Origin of the sequence: Mesorhizobium sp. M7A.F.Ce.TU.012.03.2.1 (assembly GCF_004006095.1) — a bacterium.
Taxonomy (GTDB): domain Bacteria; phylum Pseudomonadota; class Alphaproteobacteria; order Rhizobiales; family Rhizobiaceae; genus Mesorhizobium.
The window spans coordinates 2,966,965-2,992,945 of sequence record NZ_CP034779.1; the positions used below are offsets into that span (position 1 = coordinate 2,966,965).

Genomic DNA, 25,981 nt, shown 5'->3' on the forward strand with positions numbered 1-25,981 from the left:
TGAAATTTGTTTCCTGACACGATTTTTCCGGTTCGAGCGGCGCTTTTTTCTCGATTTTGCTCCGGGATAACGCTCCGGTAAGCGCGTTTTGCTACCAATTGCCTTGACAAGCAAAAGCCGGGCCAGTTTTTATGGCCGGCTGCAAAATTCTTGCCCGGAAGTCGGGATGCGTAGACGAGGCGTTTGAAACCGAACCATGGCGTTGGCGGCCAAACTACAGCTACGACAATCGCAGTCGCTGGTGATGACGCCGCAGCTGATGCAGTCGATTCGGCTGCTGCAGTTCACCCATGTCGAGCTTGAGCATTTCATCGACGAGGAAATCGAGCGCAATCCGCTGCTGGAGCGCGCCGAGCCGCAGGACGATGCCGCCAGCGACCAGGCGCAGAAGATCGAGGCGGAGCCGCAAGCCACCGCCGAAGGCGACTGGTTCGAAAACGAGACGCAGTGGAGCGCCGAGGCGATCTCGGACAAGCTCGACACGTCGCTGGAAAACCTGTTCCCCGACGACCCGGGGACCAGCGAGCGGCTCGGTCCCGACCTGACGGCACAATGGAAATCGGCTTCGGGCAATGGCGCGGGTTCCTCATCCGAGTGGTTTGACGCCGGCGATATGGCGACTGCTGCGATCACGTTGCGCGACCATGTCGGTGAACAGGTGGCGCTAGCCTTCGCCGATCCGGCTGCACGGCTGATCGCCGCCGAACTCGCCGACGGCCTTGACGAGACCGGCTATCTGCGTGCCGACCTGGCCGAGATCGCCGCTCGTCTCGGTGCGGATGCCGCTGCCGTGGCGAAGGTGCTGGCGGTGTGTCAGGCCTTCGAGCCGGCTGGCCTGTTTGCCCGCGACCTGGCCGAATGCCTGTCGCTGCAACTTGCGGTGCGCAACCGGCTCGATCCGGCGATGAAGGCGCTGGTCGCCAATCTCGAACTCCTGGCACGACGTGACTTTCATGCATTGAAACGGATATGCGGTGTCGACGAGGAGGATCTGCTCGACATGCTGGCGGAGATCCGGGCGCTCGATCCCCGACCGGGCATGGCGTTTTCGGGCGGCGCCAGCGACGCGATCGTCGCCGATGTCGAGGTGCGCGCGGCCAATGACGGCAGTTGGACGGTCGAACTCAATGCCGAAACGCTGCCGCGGGTTTTGGTCGACCATATCTATTTCGCCCAGGTCTCACCGCAGGCCAAGAACCAGGCGGAAAAGGATTTTCTGGCCGAATGCCTGCAGAATGCAAACTGGCTGACGCGCAGCCTCGACCAGCGGGCAAAGACCATCCTCAAGGTCGCCTCGGAAATCGTTCGCCAGCAGGATGCCTTCCTCGTCCATGGCGTGCGCCAGCTGAAGCCGCTCAATCTGCGCACGGTGGCCGACGCCATCGGCATGCACGAATCGACGGTCAGCCGGGTCACAGCCAACAAATATATGCTGACGCCGCGCGGCGTGTTCGAGCTTCGCTACTTCTTCACCGCCTCGATCGCCGCGTCGGGCGGCGGCGATGCGCATTCCTCGGAAGCCGTGCGTGACCGCATCAAGCAGTTGATCGACGAGGAAAAACCCGTCGACGTGCTTTCCGACGACGCGATCGTCGACATGTTGCGCGAAAGTGGCGTCGACATTGCAAGACGTACGGTCGCCAAGTACCGGGAAGGCATGAATATCCCCTCTTCGGTGCAGCGCCGACGCGAGAAACGGGCGATGGCCAGCGCCGGGCGCTGAGGCGGGTCGATTTCCACAGGCCGGCACTTCATTGACAAGCCGCGGTGAAGTGGCTAGAAGCCCGCCCGCATGAGAAGGGCTAGAAGCCTGCATGCGGATGGTCCGTCACGACGTTGGCCTCGGGACGGTCAAAGGGCGGCTTGTGATCAACCGGAAAGTTTGGATTTAAAATCGGCGCAAGTGACGCCGCAAAGCTTGTGCGCACGGATCACGAGTATAAACTCGGGCCAGTTTGAAGCCTGAGCAAGGAAGGTCAGTTTTCAGATGAATCTGCGCATATCGGGAAAACACATGGATATCGGCGATGCGTTTCGGACACGCATCAATGATCGCGTCGGCGAAGCGATCGGCAAATATTTCGATCGCGGCTTTGCCGGACATGTCACGGTCATCAAATCGGGCTCGCGCTATTCGGCGGACTGCATGATCCGGCTGGATTCCGGCGCTTCGCTGCAGGCCACCGGCGATGCCCAGGATCCGACGCTAGCCTTCGAGGCGGCGGCGGACCGTCTGGAAACCCGCCTGAGGCGCTACAAGCGCAGGCTGAAATCGCACAATTCGGGCGCCGCCAACGGCCAGCCGACCGACATCGCCTACACGGTGATGGCGCCGCTTGCCGATGACGACGAGGACATTCCGGAGAATTTCGCGCCCGCCATCGTCGCCGAATCAACCATGACGCTGAAGACCATGTCGGTGGCGTCGGCGGTCATCGAGCTCGACACCAAGGACAGCCCGGTCTTTGTCTTCCGCAATGCGGGAACCGACCATCTCAACATCGTCTATCGCCGGCCCGATGGAAATATCGGCTGGATCGACCCGTCGACGACCAAGGTCGCGCAAGCGTGACGACAAAGGTCGCACGGTGACGACAAGGGTCGCACGGTGACGACAAGGGTCGCACGGCAATAAGAGCCGGCCGCACGAGGGGTGGGGACTGGTGACGGCAGGCGAACAAGGGATTTTCTAGCATGGATCTGAGCGATCTTATCAACGTTCCGGCGATACTGCCGGCGTTGAAGGCGAACTCCAAGAAGCAGCTGCTGCAACTGCTGTCCGAACGGGCAGCGGCGATTTCCGGCATTCCGGAGCGGGAGGTGTTCGACACCATCCTGCAGCGTGAGCGGCTGGGTTCGACCGGCGTTGGCAACGGCATCGCCATTCCGCACGGCAAGCTGGCCGGCGTGAAGCGCATTGCAGGTGTTTTCGCCCGGCTGGAGACGCCTGTCGATTTCGAATCGCTGGACGATCAGCCCGTCGATCTGGTGTTTCTGCTGCTGGCGCCGGAAGGGGCGGGCGCCGACCACCTCAAGGCACTGTCGCGCATCGCGCGGGTCCTGCGCGATGCCGACACGGTGGCCAAGATCAGGGGTACGCGCGACGCCTCCGCTATCCACGCGCTTTTATCGGACACCCAGGCTTCGCACGCGGCCTAAACTTCGAGGATGATATTGCCACAGGGCCGCCATGGGCGGCCCTTTTCCGTTTCAGCCGGAATCGCTCTCAGTGAATGGCGACCGTGGTCAGGTCGTTTTCCATGGCGCCGGCCAGAGCGCGGTCACGCGCATCGGAAAGCAGGATCGGCTGGCCATTGGCGGCAAACAAGGCCCACAGTTCCATGCCGGGGGCGATTTCGCCGAGATTGGGGAAACGGCCGAGCAATTCGTCGCTCGAGACCTTTCTGAGATAAGCGACCGAGCCTTCGCCGAGATGAGCGAATTCGCCATTGGTCATGGTGATGTTTTCAGTTCTGGTCATTTCAAAGCCTCCTTGGCGCGAGGACGCCGCTCAAGGCCATCCCGCATGAGAGCCATTTCAATTTGCTGCATCGTGCTTTCGGAAAGTCGGAGCCGATTTCCGGCCGATGCAGTGGTAAAGATCAGTCTTTCACCGATATGTTTATTTTCCGTACCAGCCGTTCGGACTCAGGCCGATCGAGGTCGATCGACAAAAGACCGTTCTTCAACTCCGCCGCGATCACCCGCATGCCGTCGGCCAGCACGAAACAGCGCTGGAACTGGCGTGCGGCGATGCCGCGATGAAGAAATTCGCGCTCGGTGTCGTCGGTCTGACGGCCGCGCACGACCAACTGGTTTTCCTCCGTGGTGACATCGAGATCGCTTTCGGCGAAACCGGCGACCGCCAATGTGATGCGCAACCTTTCGGTCTTGCCGTCGGCGCCGCTGAGGCGTTCGATGTTGTAGGGAGGGTAGCTGTCGCCGGATTTCGCCAGGCGTTCCAGGGTCTTTTCCATGGCGTCGAAACCAAGGAGAAGCGGGCTGGAAAAGGGCGTCATTCGGCTCATGTTACACTGTCCTCTCAAGAGCGACATAAAGTGGAAAAACCCAGATGGCATTTTTCCCGATGGCCTTGATATGGTCCGCCCCGCGACCAAGTTCAAGCCGTCAACAGACCCGCTCAAAAAGACCAGGCGTGGACTCACAGGAATGACCCACATGGCGCTTGAAACGGCGAGCAGATGCAAGGAGAAGCGCGCAGGTCGGGAATTGTCTTTCCCGGTCGAGCGGTTCGACATGGCAGCTCGCGACCGCTTCGGCGTCATTTGGATGTTTCGATCGGATCGGTTCAAGCCCACGACCTCGCCAAACAAGGAATTGAAATGCCCCAATCACGCAAGATCATCATCGACACGGATCCCGGTCAGGATGATGCCGTCGCCATATTGCTGGCGCTCGGCAGCTCCGAACTGGAGATCGTCGGCATATCAGCCGTTGCCGGAAACGTGCCGCTGAAGCTTACCGAAAAGAATGCCCGCAAGATCTGCGAGTTGGCTGGCCGTCCGGACATCAAGGTCTATGCCGGCGCCATCCGGCCCCTGATGCGCGAATTGGTCACCGCCGAGGAAGTGCATGGCAAGACCGGCCTCAACGGACCGCAATTGCCCGAACCGACGATGAAACTGCAGGACCAGTACGCGGTCGATTTCATCGTCGAGACGCTGATGGGGGAAGAAAGCGGCACGATCACGCTTTGTGCGCTCGGCCCGCTCACCAACATTGCGCTGGCGCTGATCCGCGAGCCGCGCATTGCACCGCGCATCAAGGAAATCGTGCTGATGGGCGGCGGCTTCTTCGAAGGCGGCAATGTCACCCCGACCGCCGAATTCAACATCTATGTCGATCCGCAGGCCGCCGATGTCGTGCTCAAATCCGGCATTCCGATCGTGATGATGCCCCTCGATGTCACCCATAAGGCGCTGACCACCGCCAAGCGCACGCAAACCTTCCGCGCGCTCGGCACCAAGGTCGGCACCGCCACCGCCGAGATGCTGGAATTCTTCGAGCGCTTCGACGAGGAGAAATACGGCACCGACGGCGGCCCGCTGCACGACCCCTGCGTCATCGCCTATCTGTTGAAGCCTGACCTGTTCAAGGGCCGCAACTGCAACGTCAGCGTGGAAACCGCCTCGGAACTGACCATGGGCATGACAGTGATCGACTGGTGGGGCGTCACCAAGCGGCCAAAGAACGCCATGGTGATGCGCGACATCGACCATGACGGTTTTTTCGCGTTGCTGGTGGATAGGTTGGGGCGGCTTAACTGATCGTCAGAACAGAACTGAACTTGTGAGCACGCGTCTTCACCGATTGAGAAACCGATAGGTGTCTCCGCCGCGCTTATGATGTTGCCGCTCGATGGGGATGACCGAACCGACGAGGTGCGGCATCCCCAATTCATCGTCGATGGATGTCACCGCGTTGCTGCCATCAAGGCGGACGTCGTATGTGTAATACAGCCCACGCCCGGCGGCCATCTTCGGATTGATGGGCATTAACCTGACATACTCGACGGTGCCCATCACACGCTGAGTTGCCACAACCGGATTGTCCTGGTTCATCGCAATTGGGATCAGCGCCGCCAGAGGCAGTGTGCAGAAGAAAGTGACACCAATAACCGCATCGCAGTATTCTGCCTGAAACAGAAGCAGGCGGTTTTTGAGAGAAAATGCTGTCGCCATGGTTCAATTCACGAATCGGTAGAAGACGAAGCCATTGTCGCGCGTGACGCGTTCAATGCTTGTGCGCGAGCCGATCAGATGCGGGCGATCGTCATCGATAAGGACAGACGAACCGTTCTCGATAGAAACCAGATATATGCCGCGGCCATGGTCCAACTGGACACTTTCGACGTTTGCGTCGAATGTGTCGACCGATCGGATCGGGCTGGCGTCGTTGGCCCATTTATTTGCCGCCGACATGATCATAATCGCAAACGCACCGATAAAGAGTATCACGCCAGGCGCGTTCCTCTTCAAACCATTCCAAGTCCAAAAGACAGACATGAGTCCCTCAACACATATTCATGTGGTGGTGAGAGAGCACACTTTCAATCTGTTGCCATTCCAAGGCGCTGCAACTCTTTTCGTCCCGGCTCTCGGCGAGCTGTTACTTCGCCTTAGAAAACGCCAGCCACAGGCCGCCGCCGACCATGAAGCTGCCGCTGATCCTCGACAAAAGCTTGATGCGGCCGGCCGACAGCAGGCGCCCGGCGCGGCCGGCGGCCAGCGCATAGGTCGAATCCGAGAAGGTGGCGAAGATCATGGCGGTCAGGCCCATGATGGCGATCTGCAGCGAGTAGTTGCCTTGCGGCGAAATGAACTGCGGAAAGAAGGCGCCGAAGAAGATCAACGTCTTGGGGTTGCTGAGCGCCACCAGCAGGCCCTGCAGGAAGAAGCCGCCGCGCGGTTTCCTGGCCGTTCCATCGGCGTTCAGCGTGCCCTTGGAACGGAACATCTGCACACCCATCCAGATCAGATAGGCGGCGCCGATCAGCCGCACCCACTCGAACCAGTGGCCCATGCCCGAGATCAGTGTGTTGAGGCCGATGCCGACGATGGCGATCATCACGGCAAGCCCTGCCTGCGTGCCGGCGACATTGGCGAGACCGGCGCGGGAGCCATGGCGGATGCTGTTGGCGATGATCAGCGTGACCGTTGGGCCCGGCACCAGGATAATGACGATGCAAGCGAGGACATAGGCGGCGTAGAGTTCCAGCGACATGACTTTTCCCCAGGAATGCCGCCGATGCGGCGCGGCTTGAGGACAATCAATGCATAGCAGCGCAGCCGGTGCAAGCCGCTAACTAGCGCCCTGCGACACGCCAGTCCGCCCGGTTCAGGCGCCGGTCTGCCAAGGCAGCGTTGCCTCATAGGCCGCCGCCGCCTTCAGCACGGCGAGGTCGCCGCGCGGCCGGCCGATCAGTTGCATGCCCATCGGTCGGCCCCTATCGTCGAAGCCGACCGGCACGTTGGCCGCCGGGCAGCCGCCCAAGGTCGCGAAGGCGGAAACCTGCATCCAGCGGTGATAGCTGTCCATTGCGCGTCCGGCGACCTCACGCGGCCAATGCGTATCGACATCGAAGGGGAAGACCTGCGCGGTCGGCAGCGCAATCAGATCATAGCGATCGAAGATCGACAGCAGCGTGCGATGCCAGGATGTCCGGGTCACGGAGGCGGCGCGGATCTGTGGCGCCGTCAGCCGCATTGCGTTCTCCACTTCCCAGATGGCTTCCGGCTTGAGCAGGCGGCGCTTCGCGGGATCGTCATAGTGGGTCTTGAGCGCACAGCCGCTGCTGGCCTGGCGCAGCGTCACGAAGGCCTGCCACAGCGCTTCGAAATCGAAATCCGGCAGCAACGGTTCAGTCGCGAAGGATGCTTCCGCAAAGCGGCCGAGTGCCGCCTCGCACAGACCGAGAATGCCTGTTTCAACCGGCAGATGACCGCCGAGGTCACCGAGCCAGGCGATGCGGCCAGCAGTTGCCGGTATTCCAAGCCCTTCGAGGAACGAGCCGGGTTTCTCGTAGGACAATGGCGCGTGCGGGTGGTAACCGGCCTGCACATCGAGCAGCAGTGCCATGTCACGGACGTTGCGGCCCATCGGCCCGTCGACGCCCATCTGCGCATGAAAGATCTCTAAATCCGGTCCGCCGGGAACAAGTCCTTGCGACGGGCGGAAGCCAAAAACATTGTTCCAGGCGGCCGGGTTGCGCAGCGAGCCGCCGAAGTCGCTGCCATCGGCGACGGGCACCATGTCGAGCGCCAGCGCCACCGCCGCGCCGCCGCTCGAGCCGCCGGCGGTCAGGGCCGGATCGAACGCGTTCAGCGTCGGCCCGAACACGGCGTTGTAGGTGTTGGAGCCGAGCCCGAATTCGGGGACGTTGGTCTTTCCGATGATGATGGCGCCGGCATTGCGGATGCGCTCGACGAAGAAATCGTCTTCCTGCGGCACGAAATCGGCGAAGATCGGCGAGCCGAAGGAGGTCCGGAGGCCCGTCGTCGAGGCGAGATCCTTGATGGCGATGGGCAGGCCGAAGAGCGGACCCGCAGCTTTGGCTCGCGACAGGCTGGCATCGGCCGCATCGGCTTCGCGCAGGATATCGGCGCGATCGCGCAAGGAGACGATGGCGTTGACCTGCGGATTGACCGCCTCGATGCGATCGAGGAATGCCGCCACCACCTCGCGCACGGAAAGCTCTCTCTCCCGGATCGCGCCGGCGAGTTCGACCGCGGACAGGCGGCAGATGTCGCCTGCCGGCGGCACGGCATGTTTCGTTTGAGGACGCAGCATTTTAATGGGTTTCCTGCAGCGCCTGATCGACGTCTTTGGCGAGCGGGATCGCCGGTTGGGCGCCAGGCTTCAGGCAGGCCAGCGAACCGGCCGCGCCGGCGCGCGCCAGCGCCTGTTCGAGCGCGAGGCCCGACGACAGGCTGGCGGCGAAATAGCCGCAGAAGGTGTCGCCGGCGCCGACCGTGTCGACAGGCGTTATCTTGCGCGCAGCAACGGCCAGGAACTCGGTCGGTGTCGCCGCCATCACGCCGTCGCCGCCGAGCGTGACGACGACGATGCGGCCGGTCTTTCCGGCAAAGTCGCGCATGCGGGCCGCCCGGTCGCGGCCTTGCAGCGACAGCGCTTCGCCATAGAGGTCGAACTCGGTTTCGTTGGCGACGATATAGTCCGCCTTTTCGAGAAAGCCGGCTGCCTGCCCCTGGAAAGGCGCCGTGTTGAGCACGGTGATGGCGCCGGCCGCCCTTGCCTGGTCGAGGGCGGCATCGACGGTGGCCAGCGGAATCTCATTTTGCAGCAGCACGACGTCGCCTTTTTTCAGAAAGGCCTTGGAGAGATCGCCGGGGACCACGGAAGCGTTGGCGCCCGGCACCACGGCGATGATGTTTTCGCCGTCGTCGGCGACCATGATCAGTGCCGTGCCGGTCGAGGCGTGAGTCTCGGCAACGCCGGACAGGTCGACCTTGCCGTCGCGTAGCAATGCCAGTGCCTCGGCGGCGAAGCTGTCCCTGCCGACGGCGCCAACCATGCGCACCGAGGCGCCGGCGCGTGCGGCGGCCAGCGCCTGGTTGGCGCCCTTGCCCCCGGGCGCGGTGGTGAAGGCCGAGCCGCCCACCGTCTCGCCGGGGCTCGGCAAGCGGTCGACCTTGGCGATAAGGTCGAGGTTGATCGAGCCGATGACGATAATCAAGCAGGGCCTCCTGGCAACGCAACTTCAAAATGTCGGAGCGTCTTCGTGCATCCGGGCGAACGCAGATCGTTCCGATTGCGTGGAAGCTAACCCGTAAGGCCGCGGCTTGCCAGACCACGCGCATGGTCCAGTCCGATTTGAGGTGTCGTGGCCTTATTCGCAGCGCACGGTGACCGTGCCCTGATAATTGCCGGCGGGAAAGATACCGCTCGACTTGGTGGCGGTGAGGTCGACCTGCATCGCGTGGGTGCCGTTGGCAACCCTCTGCGGCACACTTCCGTTGACATCGACCCCCGAGCCATCGAGGCGGAAGACTGAAGCGAAGATCACGTTGGTGCCGCCGCCGCTCGGTGCGGAGGAGAATGCGGCAGGCGCCGGCGCCGAAACCGAATAGCAGTCAAGCAAGTTAAGTATCGAGCACAACAGGGAACTTGCCACCACGGTGGCGCTGGCGCTCGATCCGCCTGCCTGTTTAGAGCCCAGTATGTTGATGGCGGGATTGGCCTTCATCGTTCCGGACGCCCCGACCATGATGGTGCAGGTGCCGATGATCGCTGCCTGCACCGGAAGGCAGGAACCGGCAAGTGCAGCCATCGCAAACAGCGCGCGGCTACTGCTTCTTCTTTTTCTTGCCATCGCCATTTCCGGTCCTGATGCTCCAGCCTTCGTTGGCCCACCCCGGTGATGCGGCTGCGGGAGCGGTGGCGGCTACGCTGGCCGTCTGGCCGTCGGCGCCGAGGCCCATTTTGAGAAGTTTCAGTTCCAGATGCAGGCGCTCGACCTCAAGCTCGTAGAGGCGGCTGCAATCGACGCGCTTCGGCGTACGCCCGATCGGGATCACCACCCGGCCGTAAGTGGCGACATCATTGTCGGACTGGCTGTTGCCTCTGATAACGCCGAGATCGACATAGGCCCCGGAGCCGGAGACGGCGGAACGGCATGTGGTGCCGTCCGCGGCACGGACCTCGTCCTGGCCCTGAGGCAAGGTGACACCGGGCAGGTTGAAGCCGCTCTCATTCTGGTTGAGGTTATAGACGTCCTCGGCCCCGGCCGGCGAGGCACCCGCCCAAGCAGCCGCGAGCGCCAGTGTCAGGACTTGCGGCGCCCGAAGAACTTTCCGCATATCTGTGCCCTTATCTGCGTTTGTTGATTGGGAAAGGGAATGCTTTCGGTACAGATACGCACTTTACGCTCGCCGGCGCCATCAAAGGGCACGACCACAAGGACAGAACGGGAAGCCTGGGAAGCCAGCTGGAAGACATTTGGAGAGATTCTGGCATCTACCGGCTGAAAATCCTGATCGTAGACGTGGATTTCGACCCGGATCTTCCTGTCGTAGGGATTGGCAGGGAAGATGCGGACCGCGAAGACGTCGGTGAAGCTGTTGATCTCGCCACGCATCGGCGACATCGATTGTGCCTTGACGGCAATGGGCGCCAATCCGATGGCCAGTGCCGTCGCCAGGATTCGAACATGTTTCAACGACCCCTCCTTCGCTGCGCGTCATTCGCAGCGCAGCGTTACCGTTGCCTGATAATTGCCGTTGGCGAAGCGATTGCTGCCGCCTTTGATTCCGGCGAGGTGAACCGAGACGAGATCGGCGCCGGGTGTGGTGATGCTGGTTGCCGAGCCGGTCTCGACGATGGCATGCGCGCCGGTGGCGGAGTAGGTCGGCGTCCAGGTCGTCGACGTGCTGTCTGCCGATGGCACCGTCATGGTGGTGACCGGATCGACGCTGAGCGACACACCTCCGGTCGTCGTCAGCGTCACGGTCCCAGCCGAGCCGCCGCTGTTGTGGGAACTGAGGGACTGGAGATCGGGGCTGGCCGTCATCGTGCCGTTGGTGGCAACGACAAGCGTGCAGGTGGGCGCGATCGTGCCATTGAAGATGACATTCTGCGTCGCGGCCAACGCGGCCTCGTCGATGCTGGCAACCAGCAGAGCTGCGCCGCAGGCGGCGCGAAACAATGTCATCGGGACCTCCTATCAAGCCGGATCGTCCGGATTAATATGAGGGCATCATCACTTTATCGTGGTTAATTTAGAGTTACCTAAAATAACGGCTTAAAATAACAATTACAGGAACCGGAGGTTGCTCTCGGTTGCAAAGGCGGAAACCACAGTGGAAATTGCGCTTATACTTAATAACGCCGATATACCTATGTTTTTCTTCAAAATTTCGAGAAAAATCGATATTACGATACCTGCCCGGCTTCCCAGCCCAGAATGGCGCGCTTGCGGGTCAGGCCCCAGTGATAGCCGGTGAGGTCGCCTGATTTACCGATGGCGCGGTGACAAGGCACCACGAAAGAGAGCGGATTGGCGCCGTTGGCCGCACCGACCGCACGGCTGGCGGACGGTGCGCCGATGCTGGCCGCGATCGAGGAATAGGTGCGGGCCTTACCCATCGGGATCTTGAGCAGCGCCTCCCAGACGCGAACCTGGAAGTCGGTGCCGATCATGACGACATGCAGCGGCTGGTCGGGGCGCCACAACGTTGGGTCGAAGATACGGGCGGCATAGGGACCGGTAGCAGTCATGTCCTCGACGTAGACGGCGTTCGGCCAGCGGCTGGACATGTCGGCGAAGGCGGCGCGTTCCTCGCCGGGGTCGCTGAAGGCCAGGCCTGCAAGCCCGCGCTCGGTGGCCATGATCAGGGCGGTGCCGAACGGCGAGGAATGGAAGCCGTAGCGGATGGCGAGCCCGGCGCCGCGTGTCTTGTAGTCGCCCGGCGACATCGCCTCATGCGTGACGAACAGGTCATGCAGCCTGCCCGGGCCGGACATGCCCAGTTCGAACGAGGTCTCGAGCAGCGGCATGCCGGAATCGAGCAACCTGCGCGCATGGTCCAGCGTCACCGCCTGCAGGAAGGCTTTGGGCGACAGGCCGGCCCAGCGGGTGAAGAGTTTTTGCAAGCCGGTCGGCGTCTCGCCGACCTCCTCGGCCAGCTCTTCAAGGGAAGGCTGGTCACGATAGTCGAGACTGATCTTCTCGATGGCACGGCGCACGATCTCGTAGTCGCTGCCTTCAGGCGTGATATCCTTTTTGAGGACCGCGGTGTGTGTGCTCATGGAACTGTCTCCTTGAGCCGGAATATCGCCCCTCGGGGCGTCGATCGCCACCCGAAACTTGCCTTCCTGCGGCGCATACCCAGATGGACACGGAATTCGAGCCCAGGAACCGCTCGTGGCAGGCTCAGCGTGCCTTGGCGGTCGCCAGCGCCCGCGAAAAGGCGGTGGCAAAGCTCTCGCGGGAATCGGGGTCCAGGAACGATCCGATCGGCACGTTCTGCCCTTGGCCTTCCACCGTCATCCCTGTGATGCCGATCTCGGCGTGACGGGCCACCGAAAACCGCGCCCAGAACGGATTGAAGCGATGCGCTTCCGATTTCCCCGAGGGGGCGGTCTTGCGGATGTCGAGGCTGGTGCGCGAGACCGAGACTTCCTCGCGTGCGCGAGCGGCACGATAGTTGATGCGAAAGGCGATGTAGACGGCGACCACGTCGAGGCCGAAGAAGCCGAACACCGGCCAGGCGCCGCGCGACAGGAAAAACGCGCCTGTCACCAGCCAGCCGAACAGCAGCGCGCCCATCAGGATGAAGAAGCCTGTCCGGCCCAGCGACCGGTGCGGGGTCAGTAGCGCCTGAAAGAATGGCTCGTCGGCCTGAAACGAGGCGTTTGTGTCGCTCATGGCGGGATATTATAGGAGGGAAATGGCGAGCCCCAAGTCCAAAGATTCTTCCATGTCCAAAAAAGAGCTGTTGCCCGCACGGCGCGATGGGTCGAACGCCAAGCCACGCCCGCGGCCGGTGCGGCGCACCTCGCGCTACAGCCCGGCCGAAGTGCACGAGATATTCCGGCGCTTTTCCGTCCAGAGGCCCGAGCCGAAGGGCGAACTCGAACATGTCAACGCCTTCACGCTGCTGGTGGCGGTGGTGCTGTCGGCGCAAGCGACGGATGCCGGCGTCAACAAGGCGACGCGGGCGCTGTTCAAGGCCGCCGATACGCCTCACAAGATGCTGCCGCTGGGGGAGGCAAGGGTCGGCGAATATATCCGCACCATCGGGCTGTGGCGCAACAAGGCGAAGAATGTGATTGCTCTGTCGCAGGCGCTGATCCGCGACCATGGCGGCGAGGTACCCGACAGTCGCGATGAATTGGTCAAGCTGCCCGGGGTCGGGCGCAAGACTGCCAATGTCGTGCTCAACATGGCCTTCGGCCAGCACACGATGGCTGTCGACACGCATATTTTCCGCATCGGCAACCGGCTCGGGCTGGCGCCCGGCAAGACGCCGGAACAGGTCGAGCAAGGATTGTTGAAGATCATTCCGGACGAATATATGCGCCATGCACATCACTGGCTGATCCTGCATGGCCGCTACGTCTGCAAGGCGCGCAAGCCGGATTGCCCGGCCTGCGTCATCGCCGACATCTGCAAGGCCGAGGTCAAGACGACCGATGTGCCGGCACCGCTGGTGCCGATCGCACCGCTCGACCCTGTCGAAGAGATTCAGGACCGAAGCGGAGCGACGGCGTAATTCAACTCTCCTCCACAAACACCTCTTCGCGCTTTTTCTTGACCGCCGGCAGGAAGACGATGACGAGCACGGCGAGCGCGATGAGCAGCAGGCCGGCGCTGATCGGTCTGGTCACGAAGGTGCTCGGGTCGCCGCGCGAGAGGATCATGGCGCGGCGCAGGTTTTCCTCGAGCAGCGGGCCGAGCACGAAGCCGAGCAGCAGCGGCGCCGGTTCGCAGCGCAGCTTGGTCAGGAGATAGCCGAGGAAGCCGAAGAAGGCGACGGCATAGAGGTCGTAGACGTTGCTGTTGACGCTGTAGACGCCGATCGAGCAGAACGCCATGATGATCGGGAAAAGCACGTAATAGGGGATCGTCAGCAGCTTCACCCAAAGCCCGATCAGCGGCAGGTTGAGGACGATCAGCATCAGATTGCCGATCCACATCGAGGCGATTATACCCCAGAACAGCGCCGGCTGTTCGGTAGCGACATTGGGGCCGGGCACGATGCCCTGGATGATCATGGCGCCGATCATCAGCGCCATGACCGGGTTGGCTGGAATGCCGAGCGTCAGCATCGGGATGAAGGAGGTCTGCGCACCGGCATTGTTGGCCGATTCCGGTCCGGCGACGCCTTCGATGGCGCCCTTGCCGAACTCCTGCGGGTTTTTCGAGACGCGTTTTTCGACCGTGTAGGACGCAAAAGCTGCCAGGATCGCGCCGCCTCCCGGCAGGATGCCGAGCGCCGAACCGATGATCGTTCCGCGCACGATGGGCGCTGCCATGCGCCGAAAGTCCTCGCGGGTCGGCATAAGGCCCGTGACCTTGCGGATCATCACGGAGCGCTCATCCTCGTTTTCGAGGTTGCGCAGGATCTCGGCGACGCCAAAGACGCCGACCGCCACCGCAACGAAATTCAAGCCGTCGGCATATTCCCGGATTCCAAGCGTGAAGCGCGGCGTGCCGGTGTAGATGTCGGTGCCGACAATGCCGAGCAGCAGGCCGAGCACGACCATGGCCAGCGCCTTGACGATAGAGCCGTGGGCGAGCGCGACGGACGAAACCAAGCCGACGATCATCAGCGAAAAATACTCGGCCGCGCCGAATTTCAGCGCGATCGCCGTCAGCGGCGGGGCAAAGATGGCGACGAGGAACGTCGACACCGTGCCGGCAAAGAACGAGCCGATGGCCGCGATCGCGAGAGCCGCTCCGGCGCGGCCGTTCCTGGCCATCTGGTAGCCGTCGATCGCGGTCACGGCGGACGAGGATTCGCCCGGCATGTTGATGAGAATGGCGGTGGTCGAGCCGCCATATTGCGCACCGTAATAGATGCCGGCGAGCATGATGAGGGAGGAGACCGGGTCGCCGATCTGGAAGGTGATGGGCAGAAGCATGGCGATGGTCGCGGTGGCGCCGATGCCGGGCAGGACGCCGATCAGCGTGCCGAGAAGGACGCCGATCAGGCAGAAACCGAGGTTGGTCAACGACGTCGCCGTCGAAAAGCCGAGCGCGAGGTTGTCGGGGAGATCCATGCTCATCGCCTCACGATGCCGACCCTGGGGCCAGCCACGGGCCGAAGCGGCGGAACGGCAGGCCGAGCGCGTAGCTGAAGACGAGGAAGGCAAACAACGTCAGGCCGGCCGACAGCACGAGCGCGGTCAATGGCTTCATGCGGCGGCTGGCAAACGACGCGATCAGCGCCGTCAGGAAGATCGACGGGATGAATCCGAGGCCGCGCACTGTCAGGCCGAAGAAGATCGGAGCAGGCAGGATGAGCAGCATGCCGCGCCACGCAATGTGCCCGATCGCTTCGCCCTCGACGCGTACGGCCTGGACGAGAATGACGGCGCCAAGCAGGATCAGTACGATCGCCAGGACCAGCGGAAAATAGCCTGGCCCCATGCGCAAGGCGGTGCCGATTTCGAGACCGAGCGATTGCAGCGCGAACCATGCGCCGAAACCGATGAACAGGGCGGCGCACAGGCCGTTGGCCCTGTCGATCGCGAAAGGTTTCATGATGGTTCTCCCAAGCCCGCAGTGGGTAGCGGATGCCGAGCGGAATAGGGGCGCTGGTGGCGCCCCTATTCAAACCTCAGTCGGCGTACTGGCCGGCGGCTTCGATGATCGGCTTCCAGCGCGCGATCTCGCTTTCCAGCTTGGCCTTCAGTGCGGCGGGCGTCGCATCGGCCTCGGGCGACGGCTTGGTGCCGAGTTCGGCGAAGCGGGCCGCGACGTTCTGGTCCTTCAGCGCGACCTGCAGCGATTTCGACAGGCGTTCGGTGATCCCGGCCGGCGTGCCCTTGGGTGCATAGAGGCCATGCCAGATGCCGACCTGCACATCGGGAAGGCCGGCTTCCACCGTCGTCGGCACGTCCTTCAGCACATCGAGGCGCTCCGGCGAGGTGACGGCATAGGCCTTGATGGTGCCGCCCTGGATCTGCTTGGTGGTGTTGGTCGTCTGGTCGCACATGATGTCGACCTGGCCGCCGAGCAGATCCGTCATGGCCGGGCCGGTGCCCTTGTAGGGCACGGTGACCAGCGGCGTCTTGATGGCGCTCATGAACAGCATGCCGCATAGATGCGAGGCCGCACCGATGCCGGCATTGGCGACGGTAATGGAATCCTTGTTGGCCTTGGCGTACTCCACCAACCCCTTGAGATCGGTCGGCTCCAGGTCCTTGCGGCCGACGATGGTCATCGGCACCTCGGTGACGAGGCCGACATATTCGAAGGCGTTCAGCGTGTCGTAGGCGAGCTTTCTGTACAGCGTCGCACTTGTCGCCATGCCGATATGATGGAGCAGCAGCGTATAGCCGTCAGGCTCGGCGTTGGCGACGCGACCGGCACCCAGCGTGCCGCCGGCGCCACCGACATTTTCGACGATGACCTGCTGGCCGAGATCCTTCGACATCGCTTCCGCGACGAGGCGCGTGACCGTGTCGGTCGGGCCGCCGGCTGCAAACGGCACCACAACGGTGATGGTGCGTTCAGGATAGGTCTGCGCGCCGGCAGTGAACCCATAAAGCGCGACGGCCGCGGCAGCAGCCAGAGTGGCGACAAATCTTCTCATCGTGATCTCCTCCCGGGATATGAATCTCCAACCGCTGCGCGGAACTCCTCTCAACACCGGCTGCGCATGAAGCAACAACTAGGGCAAGCTAGCAAATAGCAACCGGGCTCAAACGGCAAACTGCCGATATCCGCAGATATCCGCACTCAAAAGGTTCTCAGAGTTTGGGTTCACAAAGCTGGCGATTGATCGCGAGATGCGCCTGCAATTTCATGCGGCATCCCATCGCCCTCTCGACAATCGGCTGGGCGTCGCCTCCTGGCCTGCGGAACGTACCGAAGCCGAGGCGTGGGATCACAACGCCCTGTGTGGTGATGATTCCATGATGGTGTCCTTTCGCGGATGTGGCGGCGGGGCTACACGCGCGCCCCGCCGCTTCGCGCCGCCGCTGGTTCGGGAGTCCATGCGGTAAGTCGTGATCCCATCAGGCGGCTGTCTTGCCTTGGCACGCCCTGACGAGTTCGACGATGACGCTTTCAAGTGTCGTGGTGCCCTTCACCGCTGATCGGCCGTGGTCGCTGAACTCGATCCAGCCCTCGTTGAAGCCGTCAAGCATCCGGATCCGGGGTGACGGATTTTGCGTGCCCTGGGAACGGAAGATCTCCTCCCAGCTTTCACGCAGCACTGTCTCGACCCTGACCGGGCGCTCCAGCACCGTGGCGAAGGCGCGGGCGAGATCGTTGGGTGAGACGCGTGCGGACCCTTCCAGCTCGACGACCCGCGTCCCGCTCCAGTCCTCACGGAGGAGCATGGCGGCCTGGCGCCCGACATCTTGCGTCGCAACCATCGGGAACGGTCTGTCAGCCGGCTGCAGGAAGCTGCGCAACACGCCTTCATCGCGCGCCGAGGGAACGTCCCAGAGCGCATTTTCCATGAACCAGCCGGGCCTCAGGAAGGTGATCGGAAGGCCGATCTCCCCCAGCGACTGTTCCATCAGCATGCGCTGGGTCAGCAGGTTCTCGTGCGGAGCATCAGCGCCGATTGTCGACAAGCAGACCACCTTGCCGGGACGCGCCTCGGCCAAAGCCGCCGCCACGGTCGCGATGACGCGCCTGGCCTCGGGAAAGCCGGGCTCCGGGTCGAACTCGGAGGGCGGCAGGATGAAGACGCCCGTGGCACCCCGAAACGCTGAAGTCAGGCTTGCCGCATCGTCCATCTCGGCCAGGGCGACGTCACAGCCCCGGGTTCTCCACTCCGCCGCCTTGGCCTTGTCGCGCAGAACGGCGCGGACGGGTAGTCCCCCGGCGAGAAGGCTGCGCGCAAGTGCGCCGCCGACCTTGCCGGTGATTCCGGTGATTGCGTACATGATGGTTCTCCAGATGTTGATGTCGATCGCCTGGGTTCAGGCAAGTCCGGCATAGAGGCCGCGCTCGAACGCGCCGTAGAGCGCGACGACCCGCTCGTCGTAGAAGGGCAGGACCTGGGTGAAGAGCGCGCCTGTGACATGCTTCACCGGATCGAGCCAGAAGTAGCAGTTGAGCAGACCTGCCCAGGAGATGCTGCCGGCGGAGCGCCCGTTCGGTCCTGCCTGCATGTTGATGTCGAAAGACAGACCCCATTTATGCGGCTGTCCCGGGAACTGGTCGAAGCTGCGGGAATAGGACGGCTGCGCCGAATGCATCTCCTGGACGTTCAGCTCGCCGATCTGGTTCTGCATCATCATGGCGACCGTCTCCGGATGCAGGATTCGCTCGCCATGCAGCGTGCCGCCGTTCAGCAGCGCCTGCAGAAAGGCCATGTAGTCGCGCGGCGTCGAGAAGGCGCCGCCGCCGCCCATGAAGAACTCCGGCCGCTGCGGCATCTCGAAGGGTGCCGGCTCCAGCCCGCCATCGGCGCGGCGGCTATGGAAGCTGGCGACACGCCGCTTCTGCTCGGTCCCGATCAGGAAGCCTGAATCCTTCATGCCGAGCGGCGCGAAAATGTTCTCGCGAAAGTAGATTTCGAGCGACTGATCAGACACCGCCTCGACCAGCTTGCCGACCCAGTCCATGCTGATGCCATATTCCCATCGCTCGCCGGGCTCGAATTCGAGTGGGGCGGTGAAGGCGGCGGTCCTACAGGTCGCGATGTCGGGCATGCCCGTCACTTTCTCGTAGCGGGTCAGAGCCTCGCTCCAGATCGAGTAGGTGCAGCCGGAGGTATGCGTCAGCAGATGGCGAACCTTGATCGCGCGCTTGGCCGGCCGCAGTCGCGGCGTTCCATCCTCGGCAAAGCCGTCGAGGATTTGTGGAGAGGCCAGTTCCGGCAGGTACTTCGACGCATCATCGTCCAGATGCAGGCGGCCCCGTTCGACCAACTGCATGCAGGCCGTCGCCGTGAACGCCTTGGTCATCGACAGCAGCCAGAATACCGTGTCGAGCGTCATCGGTGCGCCCGTTGCGACGTTGGCCTTGCCGAAGGCACCTTCGTAGACCATGCCTTTGCGCGTCGCCGCGACGGCGATGACACCGGCTACGTCGTCGTTTGAGACGCCTGCCTGCAAGGCGGCGTCGATCGCCTTGAACTGCACTGACGAGCCGGCTGGCATTCTTTTGGCCAAGGCGGGGCTGACCGTATCGAGAGCCAGAATGGCCCCCAGCATTCCTCCGCGCTGAAGCATGGTTCTGCGTGTGATCTGGTTCATGACCAACTCCTTTCTGGATCGAGGGAAATCCGATTTTCCCGGCCGCTCGCCCGCAATGTTGCCAGGACGTCACTTGTAAGTCGTGCCATGACATGATTCACGCGCATTAGAATCAATGTTACAGTGACTCAGATTCACTATTGCTCGCCTCGGAGGCGAAGGGGAATCGAATGGTTTTCGACACGCGGCTTCTGACCGGCGTCGGGGTTCTGGCAGCGGTTGCGGAGGCTGGGAATTTCGCTCGCGCCGCGGAGATGCTCGGCCTGACGCCTTCAGGGGTAAGCCGGGCCGTCGCGCGTCTGGAGGCGCGGGTCGGCGTGCGGTTGTTCGATCGCAATCCGCGTGCAGTCACCCTCACCGAGGAAGGACGCCGCTTCCACGCACAAGTGATGCCGCTTCTTGCAGGCCTGGATGAGGCGGCTGCCGAGGCCGCGGGCGCGGCGGCGCTCGTACGCGGCCGGCTGCGCGTATCGGTGGACCCGTGGTTCGCACGCATGGTGCTCGCGGCCGGGCTGCAGCGGTTCCTCGCCCGCTATCCGCTGCTGATGCTGGATTTCTCGACCAGCAACTACCGCGAGGAGATGATGACCGGCGTGGACGTGGCGATACGCTTCGGGCCGCCCGATGCCTCATCCCTCATCATACGCAAGCTCCTGGAAACCCCGATCCTGACAGTTGCGGCGCCGGCCTATCTCGAACGGCACGGCCAGCCACAGTCGCCGCACGACCTCGTCCATCACGAGGCGCTTCTCTTCCGTGATCCTCAAACCGGCCTTCCTTTTCCATGGGAGTTTCTCCGGGGCGGGGAGATCGTCAGGGTCAAGATCTCAAGCCGCCTGGTGTTGGATGATCCTTCCGTCGCGGTCACAGCCTGCGTAGCGGGCCAAGGCATTTTCCAAAGCCTCGCCATCGGCCTTGCGCCGTTCCTGGCACGGGGAGACCTCGTGCCGATCCTGCGGGAGTGGTCGGAAGAACTTTATCCGCTCTACGCCTATCACCCATCGCGCCATCTGCCGCCGGCTAAGGTCAGAGCATTTCTGGATTTTATCCAGGAGATTGCCGCTAGTTTATAATCGAGACCACCTTGCGAATAGAGTTCGGCCTCAATAGCCGTAGCCGCGCGCCATCGCCGCGGCGAAGACCGGGATGAGCAGGAAGATGAAAGCTTCGGCGCGGATGTAAGTCTTCACGGACGCAAGCTCGGCCGCCGGTACCTGGAACGAGGCATTGCCGCTCGCCTGCCTGTTCCAGGATATGAAGCGGACGGTCGGGATGATCGACAGCAGGCCGACCATGACGAACGCCGCTATCTTGGCCCAGAACACCCAATTGTAGACGTAGAATTCCCAGCCCTTGAGGCCATAGAAGACGCGGCCGATGCCGACGACGATGATCAGCGTGGCAATGATGCCGTAATGGCGGTCGATGCCGGCGAGCCTCTTGAGCGTCGCAGCGCCCAGATCGCCGCGGATCAGGACGAATTCGGCGCCGATGATCCCCGCCAGCGAAAAAACCAGCAGATGATGGAAGATCGCAAGCACAAGATCGGTGGTGTCCATGCTCTTTCCCTGGGGTTGACGGCAGCAATGCGCGCCTGAAAGGTCGCGCTGGCAGGCGTTGAATCGGCCTGCCGTGAAAAAATAACACCGTCTCGCAAAATTCCCATAGCGGCGCCTGGATGATGGGCCGTGTTGCGCTGGCCCCTTGCGCCGCACCGGCGATTTGCTAAGCGCTGGCGATCCGTACGAGGCAGATCCCATGAACAATCCACAAGCGACCAGCGCCCCTGTCATCGAAACGAAGCGCACCATCCTGCGGGCACACCGGCTGGATGATTTCGACACCTATGCCGCGATGTGGACCGATCCCGTCGTCACCCGCTTCATCGGCGGCAAGCCGCGCACGCGCGAAGAAAGCTGGATGCGCTTCCTGCGTCACGCCGGCCTGTGGTCGCTGCTCGGCTATGGCTTCTGGGCGATTGAGGAGAAGGCGACCGGACGCTTCATCGGCGAGGCCGGGTTTCACGACCTGAAGCGCGACATGGAACCATCGATCGAAGGCATTCCCGAGGCCGGGTGGGCGCTGGTTCCGGCCGTGCACGGGGCGGGCTTCGCCACCGAGGTGGTTGGCCGCATCCTGGCGTGGAGCGAAGAGATTTTCGGGCGCGAGAAGACCGTCTGCATCATCGATCCGGAAAACGGCGCGTCGCTGAGGGTGGCTGCGAAGTGCGGTTACCGGGAAGTGGTGAAGACCACCTATCACGACACTCCGACCATCCTGCTGGCGCGGTGACCTGAGCCGCGGGCTGACAGCTGCCGGCGCCGGCATGATGGCGCCTGTCGCCAGCAATGATGACGAGGCGGGCCGCGCCAAGAACCGCTGTGGTCTGGTCAAACTGACTTGAGCGGGGCTTCCAACGAGAACGTGTTCTACGGCATGGCGTCCGCTGCCAGGCTTGCCCGCTCGAGCATGGAGGCGTCCTCGCCGAAGGCGCGGGTGGCGCGGGCCGCCGCCTCGAGCAGCGGCCGCTTCATGCGCTGCAGAAATGCCGCGTCGACGCGCGTGCTGGGTCCAGCCAGGGTCAAGGCGCCGAGCAGGACGCCTCCCGGGCCGAACACCGGCGCCGACACGCCCCCCGTCTCGGGGTCGCGGTCGCCCACGGCGAGGCAGTTGCAGGTCTTGCGGATGGTCTCGTACGGTTCGCCCTGCTGGCCCGAAAACGCTGCAAGCACGCGGCCGCCGGAGCCGAGCAGCAAAGGCAATACGTCGCCTTCGCGTATCGTGTAGCGGATCGGGTGCTTGGATTCGACGCGGTAGAGACAGGTGCGGACGTCGCCCGAGCGAACATAGAAGGCAACGCTCTCCCAGCTTCGCTCGGAAAGATCGCGCATGATCGGCAGCAGGATATCGACCGCCACGACCGAACGCTGGTAGAGCGCACCGAGCCGAAAGGTCGCGGGTCCGACGCGGTAGCGCCCATTGTCGAGGCGCTCGAGCAATCGTCCGCGCATGAGGGAATTCGCAAGCCGCAGGATGGTGCTCTTGTAGAGGCCGGTGCGCGCCGCGATTTCGGCCAGGCTGAGCGACCGGTCATCCGTGGTGAAGGCATCGAGGATGGCAATGGCTCGATCAAGCGCGGCAACACCGTCCGCCGAGGTGCGATCTATTTCCCCATCTGCCGATTTGCTTGGCGAGTCCATGGTGGTTCCAGTTTGAAGAAAGCCGAGCGACGCGACTCTGTCGCGCCGCCAAATCGTTCTGTCCAGTAGAATATCGTTTCCGTTGACAGAACTCCGTAACATCTGCTTGAAATCGATGACGGGTCTGGATGCAGGCGCGTTTTGGCGGGCACCGGAGGAGGTGTCGTGATTTGGAGGAATCCCCATGCTGAACAGACGCAGATTTTTGATGAGCACCGCAGCCGTGGGTGCCGGGCTGATGACGTCGCATCTTTCTCCCGCTTACGCCGAAGGCGCGCCCCAGATACAGCTCTTCGTGCCTGCCGCACCGGGTGGCGGCTGGGACCAGACGGCGCGCACGATCGACCAGGTGCTGCGCAGTGAAAAGCTGATCTCGGGTTCGCAGATCACCAATGTCGGCGGCGCCGGCGGGACTGTCGGGCTGCCGCAATTCATCAGCCAGTGGAACGGCAAAGGCAATTCCCTGATGGTTGCCGGCATGGTCATGGTCGGCGCCATCATTGCCAACAAGGCCGCGAACAATCTGACGCAAGTCACCCCGATTGCCCGCCTCACCGGCGAGTTCGAGGCCCTGGTCGTGCCGGCGGAGTCACCGTTCAAGACGGCCGCTGATTTCGTCGCCGCGCTCAAGGCCGATCCGACAAAGGTTCCCCTCGCCGGCGGCTCCGCCGGCGGCTCGGATCACATCTTGTTCGGCTTGATTGCCAAGACGGTCGGCGTGCCGGCGACAAACCTGTCCTACGTGCCGTTCGCCGGCGGCGGTGAGGCGTTGTCGGCGCTGCTCGGCAACCAGGTCGCGGCCGGCATCTCCGGCTTTGGCGAGTTCTCCGAGCAGGTCAAGGCGGGCGCGCTGCGGCTGCTCGCCATCTCGGCTGACAAGCGTCAGGACGGCATCGACGCACCGACGTTGAAGGAAGCCGGCATCGATGTCGAACTGTTCAACTGGCGCGGCGTCTTCGCACCGCCCGGCGTTTCCGACGCCGACAAGGCGGCGATGGTCACAATGATCGAGACCATGGCCAAGAGCGATGCATGGGCAACCGAATGCAAAAACCGCAACTGGACGCCCATCCTTTTGACTGGCGACGACTACGCAAAATTCCTCACCGAGGACACGGCCCGCATCACCGCGATCCTCAAGGATCTCGGCCTCGCCTGATGTCTTCAGGGGGCGGTTAGAGTGCCGCCCCCTTCCCATCTCGCCTGCCGCATGGACATATGATGCGGCGAAACTGCGGATGCGGCCGGCTGGAGGATGCCGGCCATCTTGGGAGGATACCGATGAGCACCAGCGACCAGCAGGCGGCGCCGTTGCGCCTTGCCGTGCCGGAATTGTTGATAGGCATCGGGCTCCTGGCCTGCGCCGGCGCCGTCGCCTGGCAGACGCTGGCAATCCCGGTGTCGCCGCTCTACTCCAAGGTCGGCCCGACCGTCTTTCCCTACCTCACCATGTTCGGCCTGGTGGTTCTTTCGCTGTTGCTCATCCTTGCCGCGCTTCGCGGCGGCTGGCAGCCGGAGGAGGAAAAGGAGACGCCGACCGACTGGAAGGCGATGGGCTTCGTCGTCATCGGCCTGATCGCCAATCTGCTGCTCATCCGGCCGCTCGGCTTCACGGCGGCATCCGTCATCATGTTCGTTCTGGTCTGCTACGGCTTCGGCAGCAAGCGCACGCTGCGTGACGCAGTGCTCGGCCTGATCCTGGCGCTGGCCGCCTATTTCGGCTTCGCCAGGGCGCTTGGCGTCAACATCGGTGCCGGTTTCATCGAGAACCAGCTGAACACGGTCATCGATGCGTTCATCACCATGTTGAGGGGCTGACGCCATGGAAACGCTCGGACATCTCGCACATGGCTTCTCGGTTGCCTTCACCCCGGTCAACCTTCTGTGGTGCCTGCTTGGCACCACACTCGGTACCGCCATCGGCGTGCTGCCCGGTCTTGGACCGGCGCTGACCATCGCGCTGCTTTTGCCGATCACCTATCAGGTGGCGCCGGAAGCATCCTTCATCCTGTTCGCCGGCATCTACTACGGCGCCATGTATGGTGGTTCGACGACGTCGATCCTGCTCAACACGCCCGGCGAAAGCGCCACCATCGTCACTGCGTTGGAAGGCAACAGGATGGCGCGCTCCGGGCGCGGCGGCGCGGCACTCGCCACCTCCGCGATAGGCTCGTTCGTCGCCGGCACGATCGGCACGATGGGCGTCGCTTTCCTGGCGCCGGTGGTGGTCAAATTCGCATTGGCCTTTGGTCCGGCCGAATATTTCTCTTTGATGGTGCTGGCCTTCATCACCGTTTCGGCGGTGCTCGGCTCGTCTTCCGTACGCGGCCTGACCAGCCTGTTCGCCGGCTTCGTCATCGGCATGATCGGCGTAGACCTGCAGACCGGCCAGCCACGCTTCACCTTCGGCACGAACGAACTGCTTGATGGCGTCGATGTCATCATTGCCGCGGTTGGCCTGTTTGCCGTCGGCGAGACGCTCTACATGGCCTCGCGCCGCTATGCCGGCAAGGACGAGATCGTGCCGCTGAAGGGCTCGCTCTACATGACGGCGGCCGAGTGGGGGCGTTCGTGGAAACCCTGGCTGCGCGGCGCTGCGATCGGCTTCCCGATCGGCGCCATGCCGGCCGGCGGCGCCGAAATCCCGACCTTCCTGTCCTATGCCATCGAAAAGAAGCTGTCGAAGCACAAGGAGGAGTTCGGCACCGTCGGCGCCATCGAAGGCGTTGCCGGCCCCGAGGCCGCCAACAATGCCTCCGCCGCCGGCGTGCTGGTGCCGATGCTGACGCTTGGCCTGCCGACCTCCGCGACCGCGGCGATCATGCTGTCGGCCTTCCAGAGCTACGGCATCAATCCCGGGCCGCTGCTTCTCACGACCCAGGGCGACCTCGTCTGGGGGCTGATCGCCAGCCTGTTCATCGCCAACGTGATCCTCGTCGTCCTCAACCTGCCGCTGATCGGGCTGTGGGTGCGGTTGCTGAAAATCCCGGCGCCGCAGCTTTATGCCGGCATCCTGGTGTTCGCCACGGTCGGCACCTATGGCATTTCGCAATCGCCCATCGACCTCGTCATCCTCTATCTCCTGGGGGCCGCCGGCTTCCTGATGCGGCGCTTCGATTTCCCGACCGCGCCCGTCATTATCGGCATGATCCTTGGACCGCTCGCCGAAACCCAGTTCCGCCGGGCGATGACCATCTCGAACGGCGACTGGTCGGTGTTTTACACCCACAAGCTGTCGCTGACGCTGCTGACGCTCGCCTTCATCGGCCTCGCCGGCCCGCATATCTGGGCCTTCATCGAGCATCGGCGTCGGCGCGGACCGGAGCATGTGCCCGGCGATGCCTGATCGATCCATG

Annotated in this window: 30 protein-coding genes; 10 read left to right on the top strand and 20 right to left on the bottom strand. The window is 63.0% G+C overall.

The features are described 5' to 3' along the window. The first annotated feature begins 196 nt into the window (after positions 1–196). From rpoN to ptsN, 3 genes are all read left to right on the top strand, one after another. On the top strand, positions 197–1,723 hold the full coding sequence (gene rpoN, locus EJ079_RS14330) for an RNA polymerase factor sigma-54 (protein WP_127809317.1): 1,527 nt from the start codon (positions 197–199) through the stop codon (positions 1,721–1,723). Positions 1,724–1,987: 264 nt separating this feature from the next. Next, positions 1,988–2,572: a ribosome-associated translation inhibitor RaiA gene (gene raiA / locus EJ079_RS14335; protein ID WP_013529588.1), complete on the top strand. Its 585-nt coding sequence runs from the start codon at positions 1,988–1,990 to the stop codon at positions 2,570–2,572. A gap of 122 nt (positions 2,573–2,694) precedes the next feature. Next, positions 2,695–3,159 carry a PTS IIA-like nitrogen regulatory protein PtsN gene (gene ptsN, locus EJ079_RS14340; RefSeq protein WP_127412739.1) on the top strand — a complete coding sequence of 155 codons (465 nt, stop codon included), beginning with the start codon at positions 2,695–2,697 and terminating at the stop codon, positions 3,157–3,159. A gap of 67 nt (positions 3,160–3,226) precedes the next feature. Here ptsN and EJ079_RS14345 read toward each other — a convergent pair whose 3' ends face one another. Together EJ079_RS14345 and EJ079_RS14350 are read right to left on the bottom strand one after the other, a co-directional pair. Next, positions 3,227–3,481, bottom strand: a complete 255-nt coding sequence (locus EJ079_RS14345; RefSeq protein WP_023760740.1) for a DUF1150 family protein — start codon at positions 3,479–3,481, stop codon at positions 3,227–3,229. A gap of 121 nt (positions 3,482–3,602) precedes the next feature. After that, complete coding sequence (locus EJ079_RS14350) at positions 3,603–4,028, bottom strand: Hsp20 family protein (protein ID WP_023760739.1); 426 nt, start codon at positions 4,026–4,028, stop codon at positions 3,603–3,605. A 315-nt stretch (positions 4,029–4,343) separates the two neighbouring features. Here EJ079_RS14350 and EJ079_RS14355 point away from each other — a divergent pair, with 315 nt between their 5' ends. Next, entirely contained in the window at positions 4,344–5,288 is a 945-nt protein-coding gene (locus EJ079_RS14355) for a nucleoside hydrolase (protein WP_127398895.1), read from the top strand. 36 nt (positions 5,289–5,324) lie between these two features. On the opposite strand, the gene EJ079_RS14360 is transcribed toward EJ079_RS14355, so the two are convergent. The 11 genes from EJ079_RS14360 to EJ079_RS14410 all read right to left on the bottom strand — a co-directional run bounded on the left by EJ079_RS14360 (position 5,325) and on the right by EJ079_RS14410 (position 12,907). Then, positions 5,325–5,702, bottom strand: coding sequence for a hypothetical protein (locus EJ079_RS14360; protein ID WP_127809318.1), 378 nt, complete (start codon positions 5,700–5,702; stop codon positions 5,325–5,327). Between the two features lie 3 nt (positions 5,703–5,705). Beyond that, the gene (locus EJ079_RS14365; protein WP_245481868.1) at positions 5,706–5,978 is read right to left on the bottom strand and encodes a hypothetical protein; all 273 of its coding nucleotides are present in this window, start codon (positions 5,976–5,978) and stop codon (positions 5,706–5,708) included. Between the two features lie 151 nt (positions 5,979–6,129). After that, positions 6,130–6,744, bottom strand: coding sequence for a LysE family translocator (locus EJ079_RS14370; RefSeq protein ID WP_127809319.1), 615 nt, complete (start codon positions 6,742–6,744; stop codon positions 6,130–6,132). A gap of 114 nt (positions 6,745–6,858) precedes the next feature. After that, positions 6,859–8,310 carry an amidase gene (locus EJ079_RS14375; RefSeq protein WP_127809320.1) on the bottom strand — a complete coding sequence of 484 codons (1,452 nt, stop codon included), beginning with the start codon at positions 8,308–8,310 and terminating at the stop codon, positions 6,859–6,861. Between the two features lies 1 nt (position 8,311). Then, entirely contained in the window at positions 8,312–9,217 is a 906-nt protein-coding gene (locus EJ079_RS14380; RefSeq protein WP_127397828.1) for a ribokinase, read from the bottom strand. Between the two features lie 153 nt (positions 9,218–9,370). Next, a complete protein-coding gene (locus EJ079_RS14385) occupies positions 9,371–9,853 on the bottom strand; it encodes a hypothetical protein (RefSeq protein ID WP_164873791.1) in 483 nt (160 codons plus the stop codon). Next, the gene (locus tag EJ079_RS14390) at positions 9,828–10,340 is read right to left on the bottom strand and encodes a hypothetical protein (protein ID WP_127809322.1); all 513 of its coding nucleotides are present in this window, start codon (positions 10,338–10,340) and stop codon (positions 9,828–9,830) included. The genes EJ079_RS14385 and EJ079_RS14390 overlap by 26 nt, the downstream gene beginning before the upstream one ends. Then, positions 10,307–10,699, bottom strand: coding sequence for a hypothetical protein (locus tag EJ079_RS14395; protein WP_127322477.1), 393 nt, complete (start codon positions 10,697–10,699; stop codon positions 10,307–10,309). The genes EJ079_RS14390 and EJ079_RS14395 overlap by 34 nt, the downstream gene beginning before the upstream one ends. Positions 10,700–10,720: 21 nt before the next feature. After that, a complete protein-coding gene (locus tag EJ079_RS14400; protein WP_127809323.1) occupies positions 10,721–11,191 on the bottom strand; it encodes a hypothetical protein in 471 nt (156 codons plus the stop codon). Positions 11,192–11,412: 221 nt separating this feature from the next. Beyond that, positions 11,413–12,288 carry a bifunctional helix-turn-helix domain-containing protein/methylated-DNA--[protein]-cysteine S-methyltransferase gene (locus EJ079_RS14405; RefSeq protein ID WP_127809324.1) on the bottom strand — a complete coding sequence of 292 codons (876 nt, stop codon included), beginning with the start codon at positions 12,286–12,288 and terminating at the stop codon, positions 11,413–11,415. A 124-nt stretch (positions 12,289–12,412) separates the two neighbouring features. Continuing rightward, complete coding sequence (locus tag EJ079_RS14410) at positions 12,413–12,907, bottom strand: DUF2244 domain-containing protein (protein WP_127397029.1); 495 nt, start codon at positions 12,905–12,907, stop codon at positions 12,413–12,415. A 22-nt stretch (positions 12,908–12,929) separates the two neighbouring features. Here EJ079_RS14410 and nth point away from each other — a divergent pair, with 22 nt between their 5' ends. Further along, on the top strand, positions 12,930–13,754 hold the full coding sequence (gene nth, locus EJ079_RS14415; RefSeq protein ID WP_127397028.1) for an endonuclease III: 825 nt from the start codon (positions 12,930–12,932) through the stop codon (positions 13,752–13,754). Position 13,755: 1 nt separating this feature from the next. Here the strand turns inward: nth and EJ079_RS14420 are convergent, their stop codons facing one another. The 5 genes from EJ079_RS14420 to EJ079_RS14440 form a co-directional block, all read right to left on the bottom strand. Then, entirely contained in the window at positions 13,756–15,264 is a 1,509-nt protein-coding gene (locus tag EJ079_RS14420) for a tripartite tricarboxylate transporter permease (protein ID WP_127809325.1), read from the bottom strand. Positions 15,265–15,274: 10 nt separating this feature from the next. Next, a complete protein-coding gene (locus tag EJ079_RS14425) occupies positions 15,275–15,748 on the bottom strand; it encodes a tripartite tricarboxylate transporter TctB family protein (protein WP_127271254.1) in 474 nt (157 codons plus the stop codon). 76 nt (positions 15,749–15,824) lie between these two features. Further along, a complete protein-coding gene (locus EJ079_RS14430; protein WP_127809326.1) occupies positions 15,825–16,802 on the bottom strand; it encodes a tripartite tricarboxylate transporter substrate-binding protein in 978 nt (325 codons plus the stop codon). A 424-nt stretch (positions 16,803–17,226) separates the two neighbouring features. Continuing rightward, the gene (locus tag EJ079_RS14435; protein WP_127809327.1) at positions 17,227–18,108 is read right to left on the bottom strand and encodes an NmrA family NAD(P)-binding protein; all 882 of its coding nucleotides are present in this window, start codon (positions 18,106–18,108) and stop codon (positions 17,227–17,229) included. 36 nt (positions 18,109–18,144) lie between these two features. Beyond that, entirely contained in the window at positions 18,145–19,425 is a 1,281-nt protein-coding gene (locus EJ079_RS14440) for a serine hydrolase domain-containing protein (protein ID WP_127809328.1), read from the bottom strand. 170 nt (positions 19,426–19,595) lie between these two features. Between EJ079_RS14440 and EJ079_RS14445 the strand changes: the two genes are divergently transcribed. Next, positions 19,596–20,498 (top strand): LysR family transcriptional regulator, encoded by a 903-nt coding sequence (locus tag EJ079_RS14445; protein ID WP_127809329.1) that lies wholly within the window; start codon positions 19,596–19,598, stop codon positions 20,496–20,498. Between the two features lie 30 nt (positions 20,499–20,528). Here EJ079_RS14445 and EJ079_RS14450 read toward each other — a convergent pair whose 3' ends face one another. Further along, complete coding sequence (locus tag EJ079_RS14450) at positions 20,529–20,984, bottom strand: DUF2214 family protein (protein ID WP_127809330.1); 456 nt, start codon at positions 20,982–20,984, stop codon at positions 20,529–20,531. Between the two features lie 199 nt (positions 20,985–21,183). On the opposite strand from EJ079_RS14450, the gene EJ079_RS14455 reads away from it, so the two are divergent. Further along, positions 21,184–21,717, top strand: coding sequence for a GNAT family N-acetyltransferase (locus EJ079_RS14455; protein ID WP_127379946.1), 534 nt, complete (start codon positions 21,184–21,186; stop codon positions 21,715–21,717). 137 nt (positions 21,718–21,854) lie between these two features. Here the strand turns inward: EJ079_RS14455 and EJ079_RS14460 are convergent, their stop codons facing one another. Further along, positions 21,855–22,625 carry an IclR family transcriptional regulator gene (locus EJ079_RS14460; protein WP_127397554.1) on the bottom strand — a complete coding sequence of 257 codons (771 nt, stop codon included), beginning with the start codon at positions 22,623–22,625 and terminating at the stop codon, positions 21,855–21,857. A 184-nt stretch (positions 22,626–22,809) separates the two neighbouring features. Here EJ079_RS14460 and EJ079_RS14465 point away from each other — a divergent pair, with 184 nt between their 5' ends. The 3 genes from EJ079_RS14465 (at position 22,810) to EJ079_RS14475 (ending at position 25,971) form a co-directional block, all read left to right on the top strand. Then, positions 22,810–23,784: a tripartite tricarboxylate transporter substrate-binding protein gene (locus EJ079_RS14465; protein WP_127397555.1), complete on the top strand. Its 975-nt coding sequence runs from the start codon at positions 22,810–22,812 to the stop codon at positions 23,782–23,784. 122 nt (positions 23,785–23,906) lie between these two features. Continuing rightward, a complete protein-coding gene (locus EJ079_RS14470) occupies positions 23,907–24,443 on the top strand; it encodes a tripartite tricarboxylate transporter TctB family protein (protein ID WP_127397556.1) in 537 nt (178 codons plus the stop codon). Positions 24,444–24,447: 4 nt separating this feature from the next. After that, entirely contained in the window at positions 24,448–25,971 is a 1,524-nt protein-coding gene (locus EJ079_RS14475) for a tripartite tricarboxylate transporter permease (protein WP_127269607.1), read from the top strand. The last annotated feature ends 10 nt before the right edge of the window (positions 25,972–25,981 follow it).

What these genes read in the sequence shown, in the direction of transcription:
- EJ079_RS14375 (WP_127809320.1), bottom strand. Translation starts at nt 8,310, where the DNA reads ATGCTGCGTCCTCAAACGAAACATGCCGTGCCGCCGGCAGGCGACATC.
- EJ079_RS14455 (WP_127379946.1), top strand. Translation starts at nt 21,184, where the DNA reads ATGAACAATCCACAAGCGACCAGCGCCCCTGTCATCGAAACGAAGCGC.
- EJ079_RS14475 (WP_127269607.1), top strand. Translation starts at nt 24,448, where the DNA reads ATGGAAACGCTCGGACATCTCGCACATGGCTTCTCGGTTGCCTTCACC.
- EJ079_RS14465 (WP_127397555.1), top strand. Translation starts at nt 22,810, where the DNA reads ATGCTGAACAGACGCAGATTTTTGATGAGCACCGCAGCCGTGGGTGCC.
- EJ079_RS14430 (WP_127809326.1), bottom strand. Translation starts at nt 16,802, where the DNA reads ATGAGAAGATTTGTCGCCACTCTGGCTGCTGCCGCGGCCGTCGCGCTT.
- ptsN (WP_127412739.1), top strand. Translation starts at nt 2,695, where the DNA reads ATGGATCTGAGCGATCTTATCAACGTTCCGGCGATACTGCCGGCGTTG.
- EJ079_RS14445 (WP_127809329.1), top strand. Translation starts at nt 19,596, where the DNA reads ATGGTTTTCGACACGCGGCTTCTGACCGGCGTCGGGGTTCTGGCAGCG.
- EJ079_RS14425 (WP_127271254.1), bottom strand. Translation starts at nt 15,748, where the DNA reads ATGAAACCTTTCGCGATCGACAGGGCCAACGGCCTGTGCGCCGCCCTG.
- EJ079_RS14405 (WP_127809324.1), bottom strand. Translation starts at nt 12,288, where the DNA reads ATGAGCACACACACCGCGGTCCTCAAAAAGGATATCACGCCTGAAGGC.
- EJ079_RS14370 (WP_127809319.1), bottom strand. Translation starts at nt 6,744, where the DNA reads ATGTCGCTGGAACTCTACGCCGCCTATGTCCTCGCTTGCATCGTCATT.
- EJ079_RS14400 (WP_127809323.1), bottom strand. Translation starts at nt 11,191, where the DNA reads ATGACATTGTTTCGCGCCGCCTGCGGCGCAGCTCTGCTGGTTGCCAGC.
- EJ079_RS14350 (WP_023760739.1), bottom strand. Translation starts at nt 4,028, where the DNA reads ATGAGCCGAATGACGCCCTTTTCCAGCCCGCTTCTCCTTGGTTTCGAC.
- nth (WP_127397028.1), top strand. Translation starts at nt 12,930, where the DNA reads ATGGCGAGCCCCAAGTCCAAAGATTCTTCCATGTCCAAAAAAGAGCTG.
- raiA (WP_013529588.1), top strand. Translation starts at nt 1,988, where the DNA reads ATGAATCTGCGCATATCGGGAAAACACATGGATATCGGCGATGCGTTT.
- EJ079_RS14420 (WP_127809325.1), bottom strand. Translation starts at nt 15,264, where the DNA reads ATGGATCTCCCCGACAACCTCGCGCTCGGCTTTTCGACGGCGACGTCG.
- EJ079_RS14470 (WP_127397556.1), top strand. Translation starts at nt 23,907, where the DNA reads ATGAGCACCAGCGACCAGCAGGCGGCGCCGTTGCGCCTTGCCGTGCCG.
- EJ079_RS14450 (WP_127809330.1), bottom strand. Translation starts at nt 20,984, where the DNA reads ATGGACACCACCGATCTTGTGCTTGCGATCTTCCATCATCTGCTGGTT.
- EJ079_RS14440 (WP_127809328.1), bottom strand. Translation starts at nt 19,425, where the DNA reads ATGAACCAGATCACACGCAGAACCATGCTTCAGCGCGGAGGAATGCTG.
- EJ079_RS14410 (WP_127397029.1), bottom strand. Translation starts at nt 12,907, where the DNA reads ATGAGCGACACAAACGCCTCGTTTCAGGCCGACGAGCCATTCTTTCAG.
- rpoN (WP_127809317.1), top strand. Translation starts at nt 197, where the DNA reads ATGGCGTTGGCGGCCAAACTACAGCTACGACAATCGCAGTCGCTGGTG.
- EJ079_RS14460 (WP_127397554.1), bottom strand. Translation starts at nt 22,625, where the DNA reads ATGGACTCGCCAAGCAAATCGGCAGATGGGGAAATAGATCGCACCTCG.
- EJ079_RS14360 (WP_127809318.1), bottom strand. Translation starts at nt 5,702, where the DNA reads ATGGCGACAGCATTTTCTCTCAAAAACCGCCTGCTTCTGTTTCAGGCA.
- EJ079_RS14355 (WP_127398895.1), top strand. Translation starts at nt 4,344, where the DNA reads ATGCCCCAATCACGCAAGATCATCATCGACACGGATCCCGGTCAGGAT.
- EJ079_RS14345 (WP_023760740.1), bottom strand. Translation starts at nt 3,481, where the DNA reads ATGACCAGAACTGAAAACATCACCATGACCAATGGCGAATTCGCTCAT.
- EJ079_RS14435 (WP_127809327.1), bottom strand. Translation starts at nt 18,108, where the DNA reads ATGTACGCAATCACCGGAATCACCGGCAAGGTCGGCGGCGCACTTGCG.
- EJ079_RS14390 (WP_127809322.1), bottom strand. Translation starts at nt 10,340, where the DNA reads ATGCGGAAAGTTCTTCGGGCGCCGCAAGTCCTGACACTGGCGCTCGCG.
- EJ079_RS14385 (WP_164873791.1), bottom strand. Translation starts at nt 9,853, where the DNA reads ATGGCAAGAAAAAGAAGAAGCAGTAGCCGCGCGCTGTTTGCGATGGCT.